The sequence below is a fragment of the Ruegeria sp. CDSA079 genome, from assembly GCF_059612245.1.
The window spans coordinates 98,436-120,426 of sequence record NZ_JBXWQF010000001.1; the positions used below are offsets into that span (position 1 = coordinate 98,436).

Annotated in this window: 15 protein-coding genes; 9 read left to right on the forward strand and 6 right to left on the reverse strand. The window is 57.6% G+C overall.

Annotated features, from left to right (window positions below; translation table 11 throughout):
• Window positions 1-8 precede the first annotated feature (8 nt).
• Both tcuA and tcuB read left to right on the forward strand, forming a co-directional pair.
• Window positions 9-1,403 carry an FAD-dependent tricarballylate dehydrogenase TcuA gene (tcuA, locus tag AC2FJZ_RS00485; protein WP_496775696.1) on the forward strand — a complete coding sequence of 465 codons (1,395 nt, stop codon included), beginning with the start codon at window positions 9-11 and terminating at the stop codon, window positions 1,401-1,403.
• Complete coding sequence (gene tcuB / locus AC2FJZ_RS00490; protein ID WP_496775697.1) at window positions 1,393-2,472, forward strand: tricarballylate utilization 4Fe-4S protein TcuB; 1,080 nt, start codon at window positions 1,393-1,395, stop codon at window positions 2,470-2,472. The genes tcuA and tcuB overlap by 11 nt, the downstream gene beginning before the upstream one ends.
• 303 nt (window positions 2,473-2,775) lie before the next feature.
• On the opposite strand, the gene AC2FJZ_RS00495 is transcribed toward tcuB, so the two are convergent.
• From AC2FJZ_RS00495 to AC2FJZ_RS00510, 4 genes are all read right to left on the reverse strand, one after another.
• Entirely contained in the window at window positions 2,776-3,609 is an 834-nt protein-coding gene (locus tag AC2FJZ_RS00495; RefSeq protein WP_496775698.1) for a hypothetical protein, read from the reverse strand.
• Window positions 3,610-3,615: 6 nt separating this feature from the next.
• On the reverse strand, window positions 3,616-5,139 hold the full coding sequence (locus AC2FJZ_RS00500; RefSeq protein ID WP_496775699.1) for a hypothetical protein: 1,524 nt from the start codon (window positions 5,137-5,139) through the stop codon (window positions 3,616-3,618).
• Between the two features lie 235 nt (window positions 5,140-5,374).
• Window positions 5,375-6,166 carry a tryptophan synthase subunit alpha gene (trpA, locus tag AC2FJZ_RS00505; protein WP_050603120.1) on the reverse strand — a complete coding sequence of 264 codons (792 nt, stop codon included), beginning with the start codon at window positions 6,164-6,166 and terminating at the stop codon, window positions 5,375-5,377.
• Between the two features lie 78 nt (window positions 6,167-6,244).
• On the reverse strand, window positions 6,245-6,733 hold the full coding sequence (locus tag AC2FJZ_RS00510) for an acyloxyacyl hydrolase (protein ID WP_496775700.1): 489 nt from the start codon (window positions 6,731-6,733) through the stop codon (window positions 6,245-6,247).
• A gap of 200 nt (window positions 6,734-6,933) precedes the next feature.
• On the opposite strand from AC2FJZ_RS00510, the gene ychF reads away from it, so the two are divergent.
• From ychF to AC2FJZ_RS00545, 7 genes are all read left to right on the forward strand, one after another.
• The gene (gene ychF / locus AC2FJZ_RS00515; protein WP_496775701.1) at window positions 6,934-8,031 is read left to right on the forward strand and encodes a redox-regulated ATPase YchF; all 1,098 of its coding nucleotides are present in this window, start codon (window positions 6,934-6,936) and stop codon (window positions 8,029-8,031) included.
• Between the two features lie 276 nt (window positions 8,032-8,307).
• Window positions 8,308-8,763 carry a GNAT family N-acetyltransferase gene (locus AC2FJZ_RS00520; protein ID WP_496775702.1) on the forward strand — a complete coding sequence of 152 codons (456 nt, stop codon included), beginning with the start codon at window positions 8,308-8,310 and terminating at the stop codon, window positions 8,761-8,763.
• Window positions 8,764-9,102: 339 nt separating this feature from the next.
• Entirely contained in the window at window positions 9,103-9,984 is an 882-nt protein-coding gene (locus AC2FJZ_RS00525) for a LysR family transcriptional regulator (protein ID WP_496775703.1), read from the forward strand.
• A gap of 85 nt (window positions 9,985-10,069) precedes the next feature.
• Complete coding sequence (locus tag AC2FJZ_RS00530) at window positions 10,070-11,773, forward strand: NAD(P)H-dependent oxidoreductase subunit E (RefSeq protein WP_496775704.1); 1,704 nt, start codon at window positions 10,070-10,072, stop codon at window positions 11,771-11,773.
• Between the two features lie 13 nt (window positions 11,774-11,786).
• Entirely contained in the window at window positions 11,787-14,570 is a 2,784-nt protein-coding gene (gene fdhF, locus AC2FJZ_RS00535) for a formate dehydrogenase subunit alpha (RefSeq protein WP_496775705.1), read from the forward strand.
• Window positions 14,571-14,685: 115 nt separating this feature from the next.
• Window positions 14,686-15,471, forward strand: coding sequence for a cyclase family protein (locus tag AC2FJZ_RS00540; RefSeq protein ID WP_496667580.1), 786 nt, complete (start codon window positions 14,686-14,688; stop codon window positions 15,469-15,471).
• A 13-nt stretch (window positions 15,472-15,484) separates the two neighbouring features.
• Window positions 15,485-16,006 (forward strand): thioesterase family protein, encoded by a 522-nt coding sequence (locus tag AC2FJZ_RS00545; RefSeq protein ID WP_496667579.1) that lies wholly within the window; start codon window positions 15,485-15,487, stop codon window positions 16,004-16,006.
• A gap of 4 nt (window positions 16,007-16,010) precedes the next feature.
• On the opposite strand, the gene AC2FJZ_RS00550 is transcribed toward AC2FJZ_RS00545, so the two are convergent.
• Both AC2FJZ_RS00550 and AC2FJZ_RS00555 read right to left on the reverse strand, forming a co-directional pair.
• Window positions 16,011-20,099: a translocation/assembly module TamB domain-containing protein gene (locus tag AC2FJZ_RS00550; protein WP_496775706.1), complete on the reverse strand. Its 4,089-nt coding sequence runs from the start codon at window positions 20,097-20,099 to the stop codon at window positions 16,011-16,013.
• Window positions 20,096-21,901 (reverse strand): autotransporter assembly complex protein TamA, encoded by a 1,806-nt coding sequence (locus AC2FJZ_RS00555; protein WP_496775707.1) that lies wholly within the window; start codon window positions 21,899-21,901, stop codon window positions 20,096-20,098. The genes AC2FJZ_RS00550 and AC2FJZ_RS00555 overlap by 4 nt, the downstream gene beginning before the upstream one ends.
• Window positions 21,902-21,991 lie beyond the last annotated feature (90 nt).

Sequence of the window (21,991 nt, forward strand, 5' to 3'; positions counted from 1 at the left end):
GACAGGATATGGCCACCCCAAAGGAAGCTTACGATATCGCTGTGATCGGTGGCGGCAATGCGGCTCTCTGCGCTGCGATGACTGCCGCTGAGGCCGGCGCGCGCGTTTTGATCCTTGAAACGGCGCCAAAACCTTATCGCGGCGGAAACTCCCGCCATACGCGCAACTTTCGCTGTATGCACAAGACACCTTTGGGGCCGCTGATTGAGGAATACAGTGAGGACGAATACCTCTCGGATCTACTGAAAGTCACCGGCGGCAAAACCGATGAACATCTGGCCCGCCTCGCGATCCGAACGTCGGAAGAATGCCTTCCTTGGATGCAAGAACACGGGGTTCGGTTTCAGCCCTCGCTTTCCGGCACATTGTCATTGGCACGGACCAATGCGTTTTTCATGGGGGGCGGCAAATCTCTGGTGAATGCCTATTACCGCACGGCGGCGGGGCTGGGTGTAGATGTGCTGTATGAGGCCGCTGTGACGCATCTGGAACTGAACAGCGACCAGATCGAGTGGGTGGATTACACCTATGAAGGCCAATCTCATCGCGTCGCGCCCAAAGCGGTCATCGTTGCCTCCGGCGGCTTTCAGGCAGACACAGATTGGCTTACCCGGGCCTGGGGTGAGCCTGCCAAGAACTTCCTGATCCGGGGAACGCCGTACAACCGAGGCGTGGTCCTGTCTGATCTGCTGGACCAAGGAGTAGAAAGCGTCGGCGGCCCGACCCAATGCCACGCCGTTGCCATCGACGGGCGCGCGCCGAAATTCGACGGCGGCATCGTCACCCGTCTGGACTGCGTTCCGTTTTCCATCGTCGTGAACAAACATGCCGAGCGGTTCTATGACGAGGGCGAAGACGTCTGGCCCAAGCGCTACGCGATCTGGGGCCGTTTGGTGGCGGCGCAGCCGGATCAGGTGGGGTACGTGATCATCGATGCAAAGTCGCTGAACCTGTTCATGCCGTCCGTGTTCCCGCCGCTGAAGGCGGACACGTTGGACGAATTGGCCGGTATGATGGACCTGCTCGCGGACAAATTGAAAGCAACCGTCGGTAAATTCAACGCCGCATGCGGCGACACCAGTGGATTTCATCCAACCGAACTGGACGGAGTCGCGACCACTGGCCTGACCCCACCCAAGACCAACTGGGCGCGCCCGATCACTGAACCGCCGTTTTATGGCTACTCGCTGCGGACCGGCGTGACCTTTACCTATCTTGGGTTGAAGGTTGACGAGACGGCCCAGTGCTCGACGCCCAGCGGTAAGATCAAAAACCTTTGGGCGGCCGGGGAAACGATGGCCGGGTCCATCCTTGGGCAAGGCTATCTGGCGGGCTTTGGCATGACCATCGGAACTGTCTTTGGACGCATCGCAGGACGAGAGGCCGCCGCTTATGCAAACTGATCTTATTCAGGAAGCCCGCCGCCAGGCCGAGATCTGCAACGCCTGCCGCTATTGCGAGGGTTATTGCTCGGTCTTCCCGTCGCTGCACGCAGAGCGCGCGTTCTCGGATGGGGACATCACGCAATTGGCCAACCTGTGCCACAACTGCCGGGGCTGTTACTACGCCTGTCAGTACACCGCCCCTCACGCGTTTGACCTGAACCTGCCCAAGGCGCTGGCTGAAGTGCGGCGCGACAGTTGGGAAAGCTTCGCCTGGCCGCAGCCGCTGGCACGCCGGTTCCACACCCATGGCGGAGCCATCGCCCTGGCGTTGGTGGTCGGATTTTCCCTGTTGTTCTGGGCGACCCGCGCCATCGGTTCCAGTGGAGGCGAAGGGTTTTATGCCGTCCTGTCCCACAACGCGATGGTCGCGATCTTTGCGCCTGCATTCCTGCTTCCTCTGTTCAGTATCGCCTTCAGCCTGAGGCGCTATTGGGCAGAGGTTGGTGGCAAACCGATCCAGATGTCTGATCTGACGGTTGCGCTCAAACGCGCGGGCAAGATGCAGGATCTGGCCGCAGGCCATGGCGAGGGTTGTAACTTCGAGGACGAAGACCGGTTCAGTCAGGGCCGACGTCACATCCACCACGCTGTTATGTATGGTTTTCTGCTGTGCTTTGCGTCGACCTCGGTGGCGACGATCATGCACTATGTCTTCGGAATGTACGCGCCTAACGGGTTCTGGTCGTTGCCGAAACTGTTCGGGATTTCCGGGGGGCTGCTGCTGACAGTGGGGTGCGGTGCGATGGCGCTGCTCAAGTTAAAGTCAGACCGAGACCTCGGCGATCCGTCGGCCTGGGGCGGGGATATCGGCTTCATCCTGTTGCTCGGGTTTGTGGGGCTCAGCGGGCTGGTTCTTTACGCCCTCGGTTCAACACCTCTGATGCCCGCACTGCTGGCCATCCACCTCGGATCGGTCCTGACCTTCTTCCTGCTGACGCCCTACACAAAAATGGCACACGGCTTCTATCGGCTTGCGGCGTTGGTCCGAGACGCACAACGAAAAAGAGATGTGTCCATGGTCCGTTAACAGCCCGTCGCGCCTGAGTGAGCAGAAAGAACATGCAATAGGATCAAATATGATTGTGAAGAACTCTGCGTTGCAGCACTTCAAGTGGCGGTCAACGTCCGGAATGGGCCATCCATTGTAGGGCCAACGGCAGCGACGCACGCTTCGCACGTATTTGGGCCGACCGCAGCAATTTGCACTCTGGGCTCGGAGACGCCATTCGCTACAGCCTGCCTCAAAGGCAGGTCTGGGCCGAAAGTTTCTTCTCAAAAAACTGTACCGACGAATAATTGCAAGCCGAAATAGTTGTTCTGCGATGGGCATTTACGACAGCCGCGTCCAAAGAGGCGTGCCGTATAGAAGCCATGGCTTGTAAAGAACCCGAGAAAGGTTCGGGAGCGTAGGCTGGTCATCTTCCGGCGACACTTTTTGCACTCCCAAGCGAATGGCTGGCGTGTTTTCAATAGGTGCCCGTCTCCGATGTTTCTCTACGGGAATTCGTACGTTCTCACCGGGAACGGCAATAAAACTCATGGTCATTTCTACTTCTTCGGTTTCGTCATGCTTGTTCCGAGATGTCACATATTGGCGAAACTCGAAGAAATTATAGTGAACCCTGAAGATGTTCAGGATCACAATCAGAACCCTGGGATTGTAGCTGGCACCGTTCTCAAACGAGGGACCTTTTCGAGCCCCGCCACTGCTTGCGCGATCAGTCATACTGATGCGTTCACGAACAGCCTCCATGAAGCTCGAAGCCGGCTGCAATGTCGCCCGGACAACGCGTCTTGTAATGGCCTTACGAAGATCAGGATCCTTGATCTGAGAGTCTATGCCCAAAGCTTTGAATTGCTGCCTGTAGCGGCTTGATAGGATTGGGAATCCAACAACCTTGTCTGTCTCGCCGCCAAACTGGACAGGACTTCGAATCCAAAGATCAGGGAAGGCACGTGTCGCATAATTTGATATAGGAAACGGCCGAGCATCCCCGGATCGTCCAGGTTTGTAGGCAGGCTTCAGCCTTGCTTCAGTCCATGCATGCAGCGCTTCATAAGGTGCAAGGTTCGGATTGGCATTCCGAAACCTTCTGAGCGATGCGTCGTATCGGTTGAACTTTGAGGTGATCTGACCCTTGGTTGCCTTCTTGTTGAAGCTCACTACAAGCTATTCAAACAAATCCTCCTTAATGTCTTCCCGGAAGATGTGCGGAACTACCCGCGCCATTGCCGCTTCCTGTTCACTGACGAGCGTTATCTTTCCGGAGGGTAACATTTCTCTCAGGCATTCGAGATGCGCCGCTTTTGTGTAGGTATCGCGGGTCATGATGCCCGAAAATGAGTTTCGCGTATCACGCTCTGACGGAGGGAGATTGAAATAGAACCTGCGAAGGAAGCTGAGTGAGAGCCGCCTTTCCTCAGCTCTGTCGAGCTCAAACTGAAGGGTCGCGTCGGGTGTCCTCTTCGCTCGCTTGAGCTTTTCATGAACCTTCTCACCGAAGAGGCGGAATTCTGACTCGGCAGCTGCGACGAGTGCTCCTTCTTCATACCGCCCAGAAGGTCGTTGGAATTCCAAGAGGGGCGCGGTGAACGTTGTTCCGTCTGCCTTGGTATAAGTCTTTCTGATCTTCACTGGCCCTTTGCGGCCACTGTAGTGGTCGAGCAGATAATTGGCGGGATCGATGGTGGGATCGAAATCGACATCTATTCGGTAAATGTAGCCAGAATCGATATCCGCACTGATCGAACAATTCAACTGAGTCAGGCGGCGGTCAGTGCGCGTCTCCCAGTTCACCGAAAGAACAATATCGTCATGGGCAATTTTGTGATGGCGAAATTTCCCGAGGCGTTCGTGGTCCTTACGCCACTTGTCCAACTGGGCCTTTTCATAAGCAAGGAGGACTTCCTCAAGCCAAAATATGCGATCGTAGAACCGCGACATGCCAACCTGTCGCCTGCCATCAGGGCTTCTGAAAATTCGGCGCATATCACTCATTCCTGACTCATTGACCAGGTGGTTCAGGATTTGGATGTTCTCAGTTCTTTCCTTCTGCCGGCGATGCGGCGCGGACACCGTAAACCGGGAGCCTCTTTGGCCTTTGCATGCTTTGCAAACGACACGCATTCCGAGGGGCTTTCCACCCTTTCGGCTACCTTTTCTGGGCGTGGTTTTGCCGTTGGCTCCATCGAGGGCAAACGCAGTCGGATCCTCAAGATACCGCTTTCCGCAGCTACCGCATCTTGGTCCATCCAGAACGCCGTTCATCGACCTTAGGCGATTTGTTTCCGCCACGAGGTGAGCATTGGAAAGAACCTTCTGACCCAAGCCACATTTTCGGTTCCCAGCCTTGTGCTGGCATACCATGGTTCTTGTATCCATCCATGCTCTTGGCTCGTTCTCGTATTCGAGGATGGAAGAAACCCGCGCATCTTCTTTCTTGCCCGAGGAAGACAGCTTGTATTGCCCAGCACCTGCGGAAATCGCTGCGCTCGAAGCAGCCGCCAGTTTGAATTTCGAAGACCCACCACGAGGGTCAGGAATGTCAGGATTGAATTCGAAGCCAAAATTTCCACAATCCGGATTTCCGCATGTGTTCAAATTTACTCGACCGACAACCTCTGGGTAGATCTGGTCGAGCGATAGGTTTTCGATGCTCTCGAACAAAGTACCCCCCACCTTCAGTTTTGCCATAGCGTTTCCCGCAGATTGTTATTTTGGCCAAATCTCGCAAATACGAAGCCCGGGACTGCGAAGTCCCGGGCATCAGGCCGATCTGTCATCGACTTTGAAATCGAAATTCAAATAAAAATCAATGTCCTGCCGGATAAACTCCGGCAGGAAAGGATGGGAAGCCTCCTATCGGACGGAATGCGTCAGGGCATTCCGCGGCGGGTTTTTTTTGACTCTTTGTGATCCGCTATTGAGGTCAGACGCTGTGCGCCCCATCCGACAGAGACTTCACAAAGTCCAACACTTCGGCCACCGGTTTGCCCGCCCCGATCTGGCTGACAATCGCGGATCCAACCACAGCACCGTCGGACACCGTTGCAATATTGCGGGACTTCTCGGGCGTGTTGATGCCAAAGCCCACGATTACCGGCAAATCTGTCGCGGCTTTGATACGAGCGACCTCGGGGCCGACATCCGTGGCCTGCGCTTCCGCCGCGCCGGTGATCCCGGTGATCGAGACATAATATACGAAACCGGATGTGTTCTGCAGAACGCGCGGCAGGCGTTTGTCATCCGTGGTGGGGGTCGCCAGGCGAATGAAGTTCAGGCCCGCTGCCTGTGCGGGCAGGCAGAGTTCCTCATCTTCCTCGGGGGGAAGGTCGACAACGATCAGCCCGTCAATGCCGACCTCTTTGGCATCGGCCAGAAAGGCGTCTACACCCCGGCTGTAAATAGGGTTGTAGTACCCCATCAGCACAATCGGTGTTGTATCGTCGGTTTCCCGAAACGCGCGCGCCAGATCCAATGTGCGTTGCAAGGTCATGCCACCATCCAGCGCGCGTTGTCCAGCGGCTTGAATGGTGGGGCCATCGGCCATCGGGTCGGTGAACGGCAGACCCAGTTCAATGACGTCTACACCAGCACCCGGCAGGCCTTTGACCACTTCAAGCGAGGTGTCATAGTCGGGGTCTCCTGCCATGACATAGGCGACAAAGGCTTTCTTACCATCGGCTTTCAGGGCGGCGAACTTGGCGTCGATACGGGTCATCGGATGTCCTTGCACTCGGGTTTCGACCCGTGTGCAGAAACTTTGACCGAAAATCAATCCCGCCAGGGCAGGATTAGATCAGAAGCCCAGATGATACCGCAGCAGCACTGCGTTCACTCCGGGGTTTTCGTCGTTTGTGCTGGCGTTAGACTTATGTGTGATCGCGACCGACACGCTGTTTCCGTTGTCCAGGGTATAACCAAGGCCCAGAAGGCTGCGGATCTGAAAGTCACCCCCCAAATCGTTCAGATCAATACTTGTATTGAAATATCCCGGCATGACGCTGCCTTCGACGAACCAGCGTTCGTTCAACGAATATAGTCCGACCAACCCTAAGCCGATGTGAAAGTCGCCATTGTCATGAACAGACAATGCTGTTCCCCAGCTCGCGCTGAACCGGGTCGCCTGATGAAACGGCTTATGGTGGTATTCCAGGGAAAAAAGCGCTTGATCCTCTGATGCGCTGTCGGAAAAGTCCGCATATCCAGCACCAAATATAACAGTCTGGGCCTGGGCTGTTGCGTATGTGGAGGCCGCCAACGCGGTCGCAAGTAAGAGCTTTTTCATAGTGTTCTACCGGTAAAATCTCGTCGTACGCTGCTAAGTGGTTATCGTAAGGCCATTTTTTCAATTCCACCAAGAACACGTTTTTGGAACGTTTTTGTGATGTGTCGAAATAGACTCAGCTGTAACCAGCCCAGCAATGGCTTGCGCATTGAGGCTGACCTGCATAGAAGCTGCGTTCGTATTCTATGCAGGAGGCCGTGATGGGCTTTAAAATGGGAATCGTGGGTCTGCCGAATGTGGGCAAATCGACCCTGTTCAACGCGCTGACCAAAACCGCAGCTGCACAAGCAGCGAACTTCCCGTTTTGCACCATCGAGCCCAACGTGGGCGATGTGGCTGTGCCGGATGATCGGCTGGACAAACTGGCCGCGATTGCGTCGTCCAAGCAGATCATTCCAACGCGCATGACATTTGTAGACATCGCTGGTCTGGTAAAGGGGGCCTCCAAGGGTGAAGGGCTGGGAAATCAATTCCTGGCCAATATTCGCGAGACCGACGCCATTGCCCATGTGCTGCGCTGTTTCGAAGATGGCGACGTGACCCATGTGGATGGCAGGGTCGATCCCGTAGCCGATGCCGACACCATCGAGACCGAGCTGATGCTGGCCGATCTGGAAAGCATAGAAAAGCGCCGCGCCAATCTGGTGCGCAAGCTAAAGGGCAATGACAAAGAGGCGCAGCAGCAAGACCGTCTGTTGACCGAGGCGCAAGCGATGCTGGAAAACGGCAAACCCGCGCGTCTGGTCGAAGTCAGCGAAGAAGACGCCAAAGCCTGGAAGATGCTGCAACTGCTGACCACCAAGCCGGTGCTTTACGTCTGCAACGTGTCCGAGGAAGAAGCTTCCGAAGGAAATGAATACTCAGCCAAGGTCGCTAAGATGGCTGCGGCGCAGGGCAATTCCCACGTCATCATCAGCGCCAAGATCGAAGAAGAGATCAGCCTGCTGGAAGACGACGAAGCGCAGATGTTCCTTGAAGAGATGGGTTTGGAAGAACCCGGCCTCGACCGTCTGATCCGTGCCGGCTACGACCTGCTCAAGCTGGAAACCTATTTCACCGTTGGCCCGAAAGAAGCACGTGCTTGGACCATTCGAACCGGCACAGCTGCACCGCAGGCCGCTGGGGTGATCCATGGTGATTTCGAAAAAGGTTTCATCCGCGCCGAGACCATCGCGTATGATGACTACATATCTGCCGATGGTGAGCAGGGTGCCAAAGAGGCGGGCAAGATGCGGGCTGAGGGTAAGGGCTACATCGTCAAGGACGGCGATGTGATGCATTTCTTGTTCAATACGTAACAGCAGAGTGCTTCGGCTCGGTTGAGTACCTTATGGGTTGTGCTTTGGTGAGGCCAAGGACCGGTGTGAGCCCAATGTTACCGATGCTGCGCCTCGAAAGAATGTCTGCAATAGTGATGGGATCATCTGATCCGACAATTCCGGCAGGACACACCATGAAGTTTGTGAACCCGTTCCCCTTTGTGAAAGATATAGAGAAGTCCAAATGCTTCCAGCCCGCTTTCGCCATATCTGCTAGTTCTTCGATGTCGCATGTCCCGAGATAGGCTTGCCGCGATGAAGTCGCTCAAAATCCGACAGGCAACTGTTGCCGATGTAGTTCCGCTCAGTGGGCTGATCCGGCGCACAATTCGCGTTTCAAATTCCAAGGACTACGATCAAAAGTCAATCGATATGCTGTGCGCGATTTTTGAGTCGGAGCCGGTCGCCGGAAGAATTGAAAACGAGCTAATTCTTCTTTGCTTCATGGGCACCGAACTCGTTGGAACGGTGGGGCTGAGAGATAACTATCTGCGTTCAATGTTCGTGGACCGTGGGTATCAGGGGCGAGGGTTGGGCAAAATGCTGGTTTCAAGAATTGAAGAGGAGGCGCGACAAAGGGCAATCCCGGAAATGATGCTTCATTCCTCACTGACCGCGCGGGAGTTTTATTTAGCTCTCGGCTATGAATTTGTGGAATTGCAAACATACCCGGAAGGACCATTCGTCTTGATGAGAAAGCCGCTCCAATAGCAACTTCTGGGAATCAAAAGGAAGGCACAATGCGCGGTGGCCAGACAGCTCAACGAGCGCCTGAGAAAGACCTTGCAATACGAAACGTTGGCAAAAAAGTTTGCCCGATGTGTTGCGACCACCCGTTGAATCATCAGCATAGAGCAGACATTCGTTTCCGCGATGCCGACGGCTGTTTTGTCCGCATAGTCGACTATCGGTATGGTCCCGGAACTGCGCGTATTGGAATTCGGTATCTGAGGTTACCGCTGTTTTTCGACATGTCAGTTAGCCATTCTTTCCTCTCCGGTTAAAACCCCGTTAATGTGGGTTTCGACCAGCCTATCGAGATTGTGCCAAATGATTGAAATCCGCGACCTGCAACTGCTAAGCGCCCTCGCGCGGCATCGGCATTTTGCGAAGGCGGCCGAGGAATGCGGGATTTCGCAACCTGCATTCTCTATGCGAATCCGCAATCTCGAGGATCGGCTGGGCGTCTCGATCGTGCGGCGTGCCAACCGGTTTCAGGGGCTGACGGAAGAGGGTGAGATGATCGTTCAGCGGGCGCGGCGTATCCTCGACGACACCAAGGCGCTGGAGCAGCAAGTGCTGGCCGCCAAAGGCGAGATCACGGGCACGCTGATCTTGGGCGTGATCCCCACCGCAATAGCTTTCACGGGGCGTCTGATCAAACGATTGCGTGATGCCCATCCACGCATCATCACGCGGATCGAAACCATGTCTGCATCCGCCATTCAGCACCGGCTGGACGAGGGCAGCTTGGATGCGGGTATCACCTATGGCGACAGCATCGGCACCGATCTGCGACAGGTGCAACCATTGTATGAAGAAACTTATGTTCTGCTGGTTCCGTCACATATGACCGATGAGACCGGCCCGATCCCCTGGGCGCGTGTGGCGGATTTTCCGCTCAGCCTGCTTGAGCCACAGATGCAAAACCGTCGTATTCTGGACCATGTGTTTGAAAAGCAGGGTTTGCACCCTGACGTTGTGGCCGAAACCAGCGGCTTCACAGCCTCGATGGTGATGGCCCGAGAGGGGCTGGCCGCGACCGTTGTGCCTCGGGTTCTGGTGCGGGCGCTGGGCGAGTTGAAGGGGACAAAGGTGCTGCCACTGATTGATCCCGTTGTCAGCAAACCGATTTGTCTGGCCACCCTCAGCCGCGACCCGGAATTACCAACGGTACAGGCGTTGCGCGCCGTGGTGACGTCTTTGCGGTGATAAGGTGTCGTTATCGTGCGATTGCCAAAAGCGATTTGACGATATGGTAGTCTGATGAGACACGGGGCCTCAATCGGAGGGCATCATGGCACCATTAGATACCAAGCCATCAGGCGCACCCAAGGGCGTCTGGAAGTCAGGTAAAGGCAAGGGGCGGCACACGCCCAAAGGCCGTCAGTTCACGGATGAAGCACAGGCCGAGATCACACGCCTGTTGGGCAATCGCCCTCGTCGCCGCGACCTGTTGATCGAATTTTTGCATTTGATTCAGGACGAACACGGCCATATCAGTGCCGACCACATCGCGGCCTTGGCCGTTGAGATGCGGATCGGTCAGGCGGAAATCTATGAGACGGCCACCTTCTATGCCCATTTCGACGTGGTGAAAGAAGGCGAGACGCCTCCGCCCGCACTGACCATCCGGGTTTGCGATTCCCTGTCCTGCGAGATGGCTGGTGCCCAGCAGCTGCAGAAGGCGCTGGAAGACGGGCTGGACGCCTCCGAGGTTCGCGTTGTGCGCGCGCCCTGTATGGGCCGTTGCGATACCGCTCCGGTGCTGGAAATCGGTCACAACCATATCGACCATGCGACACCCGAAAAGGTGCAGGCCGCCATCGCGGCTGGCGATACCCACGCCCATCTGCCCGACTACGAAACCTTCACCACCTATGAGGCAAACGGCGGCTACGCCAAGCTGAAAGAGCTGCGCGACAGCGGCGATTGGGAGAAGGTGCAGGAAGACGTCCTGTCCTCGGGCCTGCGCGGTCTGGGCGGCGCTGGCTTCCCATCCGGCAAGAAGTGGGGCTTCGTTCGCATGAATGAAGGCCCACGTTATCTGGCTGTGAATGGGGACGAAGGCGAGCCCGGCACGTTCAAGGACCGCTACTATCTGGAGCGTACGCCGCATGTCTTCCTCGAAGGTATGCTGATCGCTGCCTGGGCGGTCGAGGCCGAGACCTGCTTTATCTACATGCGCGACGAATATCCGGCGGTTCTGGAAATTCTCGCTCGTGAGATTGCCGCGCTGGAGAGCGCCGGGATCGTCGAAAAAGGCTATATCGACCTGCGCCGGGGTGCCGGTGCCTATATCTGCGGTGAAGAATCCGCAATGATCGAGTCGATCGAAGGTAAAAAGGGACTGCCGCGTCATCGTCCTCCGTTTGTGGCGCAGGTCGGGGTCTTTAACCGTCCGACCTTGGTGCACAATGTCGAGACGCTTTATTGGGTCTCCAAGATCTGCCGCGAGGGGCCCCAGGTTCTGAACTCAGTTGAAAAGAATGGCCGCACCGGCCTGCGCAGTTATTCGGTCTCGGGCCGTTTGGCAAAGCCTGGTGTGTACCTGCTGCCCGCAGGTTCGACCATTCTTGACGTGATTGATGCCGCCGGCGGCATGGCCGAAGGCCATGTGTTCAAGGCGTATCAACCGGGCGGGCCGTCGTCAGGTCTTCTCCCCTCGAACATCGACGACGTCCCGCTCGACTTTGACACTTTGCAACCGCTGGGCACCTTTATCGGGTCCGCTGCGGTTGTGGTTCTGTCCGATCAGGACACGGCCCGCGATGCGGCGCTGAACATGTTGCGGTTCTTCGAGGATGAAAGCTGCGGCCAGTGTACGCCCTGCCGGGCGGGCTGCGAAAAAGCGGTGAAGCTGATGCAGGCCGACAAATGGGATCAAGACCTGCTGGAAGACCTGTGTCAGGTCATGGGCGACGCCTCGATCTGCGGTCTGGGGCAGGCGGCCCCGAACCCGATCCGTTTGGTCATGAAACACTTCGCTGACGAAATCTGAGGGAGACAAAGCCATGCTTGATGCAAGCCCAACCAAGACCGTCACCTTCAACCTGAACGGCGATGACGTCACCGTGCCCGAGGGCACCACGATCTGGGACGCGGCCAATGGCCAGGGCCTGATCATACCGCACCTGTGCCACAAGCCGGCACCGGGCTATGCACCTGACGGCAATTGCCGCGCCTGTATGGTCGAGGTGGAAGGCGAGCGCACTCTGGTCGCCTCATGCATCCGTCCTGCCGCCGAGGGCATGGTCGTCAAGACTGACACCGACCGGGCCGAGAAATCGCGCGCGATGGTGATGGAGTTGCTGGTCGCCGACCAACCCGAGCAGCCGCATGATGCCTCGAGCCACTTCTGGGACATGGCCAAGCTGAACGATATCAGCGACAGCCGCTTCCCGGCCAAAGAGGCCGAGAAAATCCCGTTGCTGGATGACAGCCACGTTGCCATGCGAGTCAATCTGGACGCCTGCATCAACTGCAATCTCTGCGTTCGCGCTTGCCGTGACGTGCAGGTGAATGACGTAATCGGGATGGCCGGTCGCGGACATACGGCGCAGGTGGTGTTCGACCAGAACGACCCGATGGGCGCATCGACTTGTGTCGCCTGCGGCGAATGCGTTCAGGCCTGCCCGACCGGTGCCCTGATGCCCGCCACAGTGCTGAACGATCAGCAACTGGGCGACAGCAAGGACTACGATAGCGAAACCGAAAGCGTCTGCCCGTTCTGTGGCGTGGGCTGCAAGGTCTCGCTGAAGGTCAAGGATGGCAAGGTCAAGTATGTCGAAGGCATCAACGGCCCCGCAAACGAAGGTCGCTTGTGTGTCAAAGGCCGCTTTGGCTTTGACTATATCCATCACCCGCACCGCCTGACCAAGCCGCTGATCCGGCGCGAGGATGCGCCTGCCAAGGGGCTGAACGTCGATCCCGGTAACATCGGCACCCATTTCCGCGAAGCGACCTGGGAAGAGGCGATGGACCTGGCCGCCACCAAGCTGAAAGCCCTGCGCGACGAAGATCCGCGCAATGTTGCTGGCTTTGGCTCGGCCAAGTGCACCAACGAAGAGGCCTATCTGTTCCAGAAGTTCATCCGTCAGGGGTTCAAGCACAACAACGTTGACCACTGCACCCGTCTGTGCCACGCCTCATCCGTGGCGGCCCTGATTGAAAACGTGGGCTCGGGCGCGGTGACCGCGACCTTTAATGAGATCGAAAACGCAGACGTGGCGATCATCATCGGCTCGAACCCGATCGAAAACCACCCGGTGGCTGCGACCTACTTCAAGCAGTTCACCAAGCGCGGTGGCAAACTGATCGTGATGGACCCGCGCGGCGTCGGTATGCGCAAGTTTGCCGACGAAATGCTGCAGTTCCGTCCCGGTGCGGATGTCTCGATGCTCAACGCGATCATGAATGTGATCGTCGAGGAAGAGCTGTATGACAGCCAGTACATCCACCGCTGGACCGAGAACTGGGAAGCCGAGAAAGAGCACCTGCGACAGTTCACGCCCGAGGCAATGGCGCCTATCTGCGGCATCGAGCCGGATCAGCTGCGCCGCGTGGCCCGCACCTTTGCGCAGGCCAAGGCTGGTCTGATCTTCTGGGGCATGGGCGTCAGTCAGCATATCCACGGCACGGACAACTCCCGCTGCCTGATCAGCCTTGCTCTGATGACGGGCAACGTAGGCAAACCGGGCGCGGGTCTGCACCCGTTGCGCGGCCAGAACAACGTGCAGGGCGCATCTGATGCGGGCCTCATCCCGATGTTCCTGCCGGATTACAAGACCGTCACCGATGACAACATTCGGGCGCAGTTCACCGAAGTCTGGGGCTCGGACGATTTCTCGAATGAAAAGGGCCTGACCGTCACCGAGATCATCGACCAGATCTATGCGCGTAACATCAAGGGGATGTATATTCTGGGTGAGAACCCGGCCATGTCCGACCCGGATGTGAATCACGCGCGTGATGCGCTGGCCAAGCTGGATCTGATGATCGTGCAGGACATTTTCCTGACCGAGACGGCGAATTACGCCGACATCATCCTGCCTGCCTCGGCGCTGTATGAAAAGAACGGCACGGTGTCGAACACCAACCGTCAGGTACAGCGTGTGCGTCCTGCGGTGGCACCTCCGGGCGAGGCGCGTGAAGATTGGACAATCACGGTCGATTTGGCGCAACGTATCGGTCTGAACTGGGACTACACCGATGTGTCTCAGGTTTTCAACGAGATGAAGCTGACCATGGAATCGCTGAACAACATTACTTGGGAACGGCTGGAAACCGAGACGATTACCTATCCGTCGCTCAGCGAAACCGACCCGGGCCAATCCATCGTGTTTGGCGATGGCTTCCCGCGGGCTGATGGCAAGGCGAAATTCACACCGGCCAGCATCATCCCGCCGGATGAAGCCCCGGATGAAGAGTATCCGATGATCGCCACAACAGGTCGCCAGCTGGAGCATTGGCATACGGGTTCAATGACCCGCCGTGCCGCTGTTCTGGATGCGGTGGAGCCCGAGGCGAACTGCTCGATGAACCCGCGCACGCTTAAGTTGATGGGGATCGAACCGGGTGAAATGATCCGCCTGACGACCCGTCGCGGTTCCATCGAGATCATGGTGCGCGCCGACCGGGCGATTGCCGAGGATATGGTCTTTATCCCGTTTGCCTATGTTGAAGCAGCCGCGAACATGCTAACCAATTCGGCCATCGACCCTTATGGCAAGATCCCCGAGTTCAAGTTCTCTGCAATCAAGGTCGAAAAGATCGAAGATGCCATCGCAGCGGAATAACTCCGGAACTACACGATCCTTCGAAAAGGCGGTCTTTGCGGGCCGCCTTTTTCGCGTCTTGACAGTTGGTTGCGCGCGCCCAACGCTAAACCATAGATCAGTTATGGAGGAATAAATGGCGCGGCGTTTTGTGGACCTGTCCGTTCCGCTGGAAACCGGCATTGTATCGGACCCGCCGATCATGCTGCCCGAGATCGAGTACATGGCCCATGACCAGACCGCCGAGCAGGTCATGGGTTTTTTCCCCGGCCTTGCGAAAGAAGACCTGCCGGGGGGCGAGGGCTGGGCGGTCGAGCGATTGCATATTGCAACCCATAACGGCACCCATCTGGACGCGCCCTACCATCACCATTCCACGATGAACAAGGGCGAGCGGGCGATCACCATTGATGAGGTTCCCCTGGAGTGGTGCATGAACCCCGGTGTCAAACTGGATTTCCGTCATTTCGAGGATGGCTATGTGGTTACCGCAGCGGACGTTGAAGCCGAGCTGAAGCGGATCGGTCATACGCTGAACCCGTTGGACATCGTAGTGGTCAACACGTCGGCAGGGACGCAGTACGGCCAACCCGACTATCTGATGAAAGGGTGCGGTATGGGCCGTGAGGCGACCTTGTACTTGACCGAGCGCGGGGTTCGGGTGACCGGAACAGATGCCTGGAGTTGGGATGCGCCATTCCCTCTGACTGCGCAGGTTTATGCAGAAACCAATGACCCCTCGATCATCTGGGAAGGGCACCGCGCCTCGATGGAGATTGGGTACTGCCACATGGAAAAGCTGACCAATCTGGAAACGCTTCCGCCGACAGGGTTTGAGATTTCCTGTTTCCCTTTCAAGATCAAAGGTGCTTCGGCAGGGTTCATCCGCGCCGTTGCGATCTTCGAAGATCCGGGCGAGTGAGGACTGTTCAGCCATGTCGCAGGATACACAGCCGTTAAGCGGCCATGAGGGCCCGTTCGATGCGCCCGTTGAAATTCACGAGTTTGCGCTGCAACCAGACTGGATCGACTATAACGGGCATATGAACGTCGGCTATTATGGCGTCGCGTTCGACATGGCCTTCGAACGGCTGCTTGTCGATCAACTGGGCCTTGGTGAACCTCAGGTCCCCGCGCTGGGGCAGGGGCCTTATATCCTGCAATCACACATGCAGTTCCTGAGCGAGGTAACCGAGGACATGACGATCTGCTTCCGGTTTCGATTGCTGGATGCGGATCACAAACGAGGGCACTATTTTGCCCAGATGATATCGGCCCCCGATCAGACTGTTTGCGCTACGCAAGAGGCGCTGTTCATGAATGTCAGTCATCGAACCGGAAGGTCCGAGCCCTATCCGGATTGGGCTGTCACGCGACTGGCCCGCATGGTGACGGATCACGCGTCTTTGCCACCTGAGCTCCAGATCGGTCAGCCGATTGGGATTCGCCGCAAGTGACGCTTTAGTAGTCCCGTTCAAAAAACACCCCGATACCTGTATCGCCACGACCGTCGACCGTGCCCTTGACCGTGAAGTTGTCGGTCACGTCCAGGTTCAGGTTCACCTCGGTGTCGCCTTCGGTGTTGACGGTAAAGTCGGTGTACAAGTTCTCGCCCAGATAGGCGCCAGCCCCCAACCGCCCCGCGCCGCTTTCCGAAGCGCCGACGTCAATTGTATCCACGCCCGTGGATTCGCGTAGACCCTTGGTTGCGTCGCCACCCGCGCCGCTGAGCTGGGCCAGAGACGCCGCCATCTGCGCGATAAGGAACGGAGAAATTTCTGAGAAACGGTTTCCGAACAGCAGCATCGCCAGCGCTTCTTCAGCTGGGCGTTCGGGGTCAGAGAACACATTGACTTCGGGCGAATCCAAGGGCCCTGCAATTTCAATCGTGGCAGTGCCGTCCGAGGTGCTGGCGGAAGATTCGAACTCGATATAAGGCGTCAGATCGCCCTGTAGCGTCACGATGCCTTTTGTCAGGGCCAACCTGCGGCCCAGAATGTCGAAATTCCCTCGGATCAGTTCGATCTGGCCCGACGGAATAACGGCAGCGGTGGTACCGCCGATGAAAATCCGGCCGCCCAGTTCTGCGTTCACGCCCCGCCCACGGACAAACACGGCTTTGGGGGCCAGCAGACTTATGTCCAGCGCAATTCTGGAATTGCTTTGTCCTTCGTCTTCTTTTGCGACCAACCCTGCGCGTTCTCGGGTGACAAAGGCGGGGAGGCTTTCGTTGACATGCTCAATCTCGGGGATCGGGGCTGCGCCGACCGCGCCAGAGGCGGCTGCAAGATTGATGTTGGTTTCGTCGAAAGTGATTTGCCCGGCCAGCGAACTGTTTCCGACCAGTGCTCCGGTCATTGCGATCTGGCCGTTCAGGGTGGTTTCGTAAAGCAGTTGATCCGTCAGCACGAGGCCGTTCAAGGCGGTGGTGATCTGGGCGTTGAAAGGCGGTGTAAGGTCAACGGGCCCGTTGACGGTAAAGCCGCCTCCGGCTCGCACTCCGCCGCTGAGGTTGATGGTTGCACGGCTTTGCGCCAGATCGATCTGGCCGCTGATACCGGTAATGGTCTGGCCAGCACCGGGAATAGCAAGAGACGTACCAGAGGTAGTGACAGATCCGCTCAGGGAGGCCAGACTAGGTGCCCCTTTAAGGGTCAGGTTGAAACGTGCCGACCCATCGATCTTGTTGGGCGTGATAAAGACGTTTGCAATCCCGAGGTTGACGCCTCCTTGCGCGGTCAGATCGGCCTCGGTGCTGGCTTCGTCGAAGGTGCCGGCAACGGTACTGGCGATGTCAGCAGGCCCTTCGGCTTTGGCGTCGATGGTCCAGACGCCATTGTCCCGCTTTGCATTGCCCGACGCTGCAATAGTGCCTGGGAATTCGGGTACAAACCGCTCAATCCGGTTGAACTTTGCATCGAAATCCAGATCAGCTGCGCCGTTCGTGTCCACCGAGCCCGCGACCTTGGCATAGGAGCTGTCCGGCCCCTGCAAATTGGCTGTGCCTTCAAATCCCTTGCTTGTGGGCGCGACGTTTCCATCCAGTTTCAATGGGCCTGTAACGGTTTCAGACAGTCGGCCCAGATCGTCTAGCGCAGCTGTAAAGTTCAGCCCTCCGGCATCCCGGTCCAGTTTTCCGGATGCCTCTGCTGACAGGGCGGTTCCCTTCAATTGGAAGCTGCGGATATCCAGCCCGTCATCGCCATTCTGCGCATCCACGGTCAAGGTCGTGCGCCCTTGGATCAGTTTGTCTACGACGTCGATTCCGGTTTGGATGTCATTCGCATCCAGATTGCCTTTCACGTCAAAGCTCTTGCTGCCCATCGCACCGTTCCCAGAAAGGTCGGTTTTTACCGACCCGGCCAAATCGCGTTTGGCAAGGCCCGAGAACAGAGACAGGTTCGGGATGTTCAGGCTGGCTTGCCCGTCCACAGCCAGCGCATTTGTTGGATCGTCGATTGTGGCCGCGGCTTGCGCCGTAAGGGCAGTCCCGTTCACCTGGGCGTCGCGGATCTCTATTTGATCCTGGCTGAGCGCGCCGTCAAAGGTGATTTCGGTCCGGCCAGCAAGCAGGGGGTCAATCTCGGGCATACCGGTTTTGATATCCCGGCTTGTCACACTGGCTGTGCCGTCGAATTCCAGTGTCTTAACCGCGCCTGTACCGCTCAGCTGCGCCTGTAGCGCGCCGTCGAGCTCGCGATTTGCAAGGCCGGAGAAGATGGACAGGTCCTGGGCATTGACCGTGGCCTGCCCGTCGATGGTCAGGTTTCCGCCGGGGGTGGTCACTGCGCCGTCAGCTTGCGCGCGCAGAGTGTCCCCGATCAGGGTGAAATCCCGGATCGTTACCCCATCTGCGCCGCGCTTGGCATCCACGGTGATTGTGGTGTTTCCTCGGATAACGGGGTCAATGTCGCCGCGCCCGGTGGACAGGTCATTTCCCTCCACCTCAAGCTTGCCGTCGAAGCTACCCTCCAGCGGTGCGCCTTTCCCGACAAGCCGGGCAGAAGCCCGCCCGCCAAGCTCCATCTGCGCAAGGTCCGAAAACCGCGACAGGTCCCTGGCCTGCAATGTGGCGGTGCCATCCACGGCCAGACCGGTGGACAGGCCGCTGATCACAGCGTCCAGTCCCAGTTCATAATCTGAGCCAACCAGTTCCAAGCCCGACAGGTTCACCGTTTGATCACTGCCATAGGCGAACAGACCATCCAGCGTGACGCGGTCGCCAATGGCTGCGTTCAGCGCATCGTCGGCCAGATCGATCCCGTCCAGTGCAGCCTGAAGATCGCCATCCAGTTGCAGGGCCGTCCCCTGTTCCAGCGTCCCCTGTGCCGATATCTGCGCGCGTTGCAAATCGATCTGCGGTGTTTTCACACCGTTGGCCGTCAGGCTCAGATCCCACAGGTTGCCGTTTTGCTCATCAAACAGTGCCGAAATCTGTGCTGCTTCGATGGATGTATCACCGCCCGAAATTGGCAGAACCACACTTTGCCCGTCCGGCGGTGTGATCCGTCCCTGTAGTGCGGCCAATTGCAGCTGACCACCGGCGGCCAGTTGCAGTTCACCCTTCAGGTTCAGCGCTTGTGAGGTCAGCTCAAGGTCGCTGATGTTCAGCGCGCCATCGGGTTCGGTTCGACCGTCTACAAACAACAGTGTCTTGGTGCCGAAAAACGTATCCATGTTGTCAGCGACAAAGGGTGTCAGATCCCCACCGAGATCGGCAGTAAAGGCAATACCTTCTTCGGCGCTTGCAGCGGCGGTTGGGGCCGCCCGCAATCGAACTTGCCCGGTCACACGCGGCTGGCCATCGCTGCTGAGGCCAATGTCTGCGGTAAAATCGCTTACCGGACCTGACCCTTTTGCCGTCAACCCAATGGGCGGGCTGTCAGGGATCTTGAGAGCCGTCGAAATCAGGCCACCCGCAGCTTCGGTCACCTGTAGGTCAAGATCGATTTGACTGTCGGCGTTCTGAAATCCAGCGCTCAGCTTGATTTCGTCCCCTGCGCGGTCCAGCCGGGTGATGTCGAGATTGGTATCCAATGTGCCATCGGCAAGTGACAGGTTTCCATTCACGGCCAGCTCTGCTGCTGCGCCGATCAAGGGCTCGCCCAGGGCCAGCTCGCTGATGCGGATTTCGCCGATTTCGATGGCGACGGGAAGCTCGGGCAGTTGAAAGGCCTGCGTCTCGGCCGCAGGGGGCGGAGTATCCTTGGTGGTGGTGCCCGGGGTGCGGGCGATATCAATTTCCTGTGCGGTCAGGGCGTTGACTGAAAACCGGCCACGGATCAGCGCCAGGCGGTTCCAATCCAGCACGGCATCTGTGATGGTCAGCCAGACCCCTTCGTCGTCGGCAATCGTGATCTCGGCAATCGTGGCCCGCGAACTCAGCGCGCCGTGCAGGCCCGAGACGGTAACGTTCTGATCGTCACCTGACAGGGTATCCTGCAGGAACCGTTCGATCATGCTGCCGCCTTCTTCCTCCTGCGCCAGACCGGCGACAGGTGCAAGTAACAGCGTTCCGATCAGCAGAGTGTATGAAAGGTGGCGTCTCAAAATGCCTGTCCGATCCCGATGTAAAACTGCAGTCCGTCTCCAGTAGGGCCACTCACCGGATAGGCGAGATCAAATCGCAAAGGTCCAAATCCGCCCAGGTCGTATCTTACGCCAATACCAGCACCAGAATGATCTTCGGCACCGCTGCCAATGAACGAGGACGTGTCGACTACACCGTAATCGTAGAACCCGACCAATGACAGGCTGTCGGTGACCTTGCCGCGGACTTCACCGGACAAGCCAATAAACGACTTGCCGCCCGCGATGCCGGTCCCGACTGGAATACCGAGGCTTTCAAAAGGTTGCCCGCGAACGGTTCCCGCACCGCCAGAGAAGAACAGAAAATCAGGCGTTACGCCATCAGCTGGCGGACCGATGACTGACCCCAGTTGCGCGCGCCCGGCCAGAACGATCCGGCCACCTGTTCCCAGACTGGTATAGGCCCGACCGTCAAAGAACAGGCGGATACCGGTGTCAGTCCCGGAAATCCCGACAAAGGGCATGACTTGCGAGTCCAGATAGAATCCGCGTGTGGCGCTGACTTTGCTGTCACGTTGGTCCCATTCAGACCGGAATGGCACAATAAAATACCTGAACTTGCGACCGCTGCCATACGCGTCGTCGGCGTCTGACAGCTGAAAGCCTGCAGATGCTTCGGCATACAAGTTGTCGGAAAAGGTGCGGCGTGCACCATATGCCAAAGACGCGACCGACACGTTGTAGTTTTCCGTGTTGCGCCGTTCCAGCAGAGCGCTCCAGAATGTGTTGTCGTCCGGGCCCAGGCGATCCGGTTGATCCAGACGCAACCCGATCCTGCCATCGATATCCTCGGCCCCGCCGATATTGCGTATCGCCGCTTCAAAGCGCAGACGCTCGGCACGTTTGAACATGTTGCGATGGGTCCAGGTTGCGGTGACGTCAACACCATCGCGCGAGGCCACCTCGACCCCGAAGGTCAACCGTCGTTTGGGCAGGTCCTCGAACGTTGCATCAAAATCCAGCGTGCCATCAGGGTTTGGTGTCTCACGCTCTTGCAACGAGACCACGTTGAACGTGCCGGTTCGGCGCAGACGCGTTCCCACCCTTTGGATCTTTTCAGGAGAATAAACCTCTCCGCTTGGAAAGCCGGCGATCTTTTTGATCGACCTGTGACGCACATCCGAGTCGCCCTTGATGAACATCTTGCCGAATGTCAGCCTGCGCCCCGGATCCAGCTCGATCTGAGCATCCAGTTGCGCCTGCGCATGACGCGCGATGACCCTCTGACCCGCGACCCCGGCCTTTGCATGACCCGCATCCCGCCACCCTTGTACACCGGCAGAGGTGGCCTGCTGAATGGCACCGGTTGTCGCCAGTTTGCCGGTGGCAAATTCCTCGGGCAAAACAGTTTCGGGGGCCAGCGGCTGCACCGTGACGGTTCCAAACTTGAAGCTGGGCCCGGTCTCAACGGTAATTGCTGCCCGGTCGATTTTTGCAGGCACGGTCAGCGAACTCATTTCGGCGGCTTCCTGACCATCGAGCTTTATGCTGACAACAGGGCTGAAATACCCCTCATCATAGAGGATCTGCACAAGCGTTCGGTAATCCGAAAGCGCGGCGGAAAGGATTTCCAGCGGGGTGTCCAGGCCGCGCTCTTCAGCCGTGGTTACGGATGACGTCTCTTTCAGGCGATCCACCAACTCCTTGGACGCACCCGGGGCGGTCAGGCTGGTTTCTAATGCCATCGCCAAGTTTGGGGCCAAAGCCACAACAGCGACACTCAGCCAGCGCCTCACACGGCCTTGCGGCTTGCTCCCTTGCATGAATTGCCCCAAATGTCCCAGTTCCAAACATCATGCACCGTGTTCGCCACGGTCCTTTGCATTCAGGTTAGAGCATCCGAATGCGATCTG

Bases quoted from the DNA above. Each gene is read 5' to 3' on its own strand.
- tcuA (WP_496775696.1), top strand. From the start codon at position 9: ATGGCCACCCCAAAGGAAGCTTACGATATCGCTGTGATCGGTGGCGGC.
- tcuB (WP_496775697.1), top strand. From the start codon at position 1,393: ATGCAAACTGATCTTATTCAGGAAGCCCGCCGCCAGGCCGAGATCTGC.
- AC2FJZ_RS00500 (WP_496775699.1), bottom strand. From the start codon at position 5,139: ATGGCAAAACTGAAGGTGGGGGGTACTTTGTTCGAGAGCATCGAAAAC.
- trpA (WP_050603120.1), bottom strand. From the start codon at position 6,166: ATGACCCGTATCGACGCCAAGTTCGCCGCCCTGAAAGCCGATGGTAAG.
- AC2FJZ_RS00510 (WP_496775700.1), bottom strand. From the start codon at position 6,733: ATGAAAAAGCTCTTACTTGCGACCGCGTTGGCGGCCTCCACATACGCA.
- ychF (WP_496775701.1), top strand. From the start codon at position 6,934: ATGGGCTTTAAAATGGGAATCGTGGGTCTGCCGAATGTGGGCAAATCG.
- AC2FJZ_RS00520 (WP_496775702.1), top strand. From the start codon at position 8,308: ATGAAGTCGCTCAAAATCCGACAGGCAACTGTTGCCGATGTAGTTCCG.
- AC2FJZ_RS00525 (WP_496775703.1), top strand. From the start codon at position 9,103: ATGATTGAAATCCGCGACCTGCAACTGCTAAGCGCCCTCGCGCGGCAT.
- AC2FJZ_RS00530 (WP_496775704.1), top strand. From the start codon at position 10,070: ATGGCACCATTAGATACCAAGCCATCAGGCGCACCCAAGGGCGTCTGG.
- fdhF (WP_496775705.1), top strand. From the start codon at position 11,787: ATGCTTGATGCAAGCCCAACCAAGACCGTCACCTTCAACCTGAACGGC.
- AC2FJZ_RS00540 (WP_496667580.1), top strand. From the start codon at position 14,686: ATGGCGCGGCGTTTTGTGGACCTGTCCGTTCCGCTGGAAACCGGCATT.
- AC2FJZ_RS00545 (WP_496667579.1), top strand. From the start codon at position 15,485: ATGTCGCAGGATACACAGCCGTTAAGCGGCCATGAGGGCCCGTTCGAT.
- AC2FJZ_RS00555 (WP_496775707.1), bottom strand. From the start codon at position 21,901: ATGCAAGGGAGCAAGCCGCAAGGCCGTGTGAGGCGCTGGCTGAGTGTC.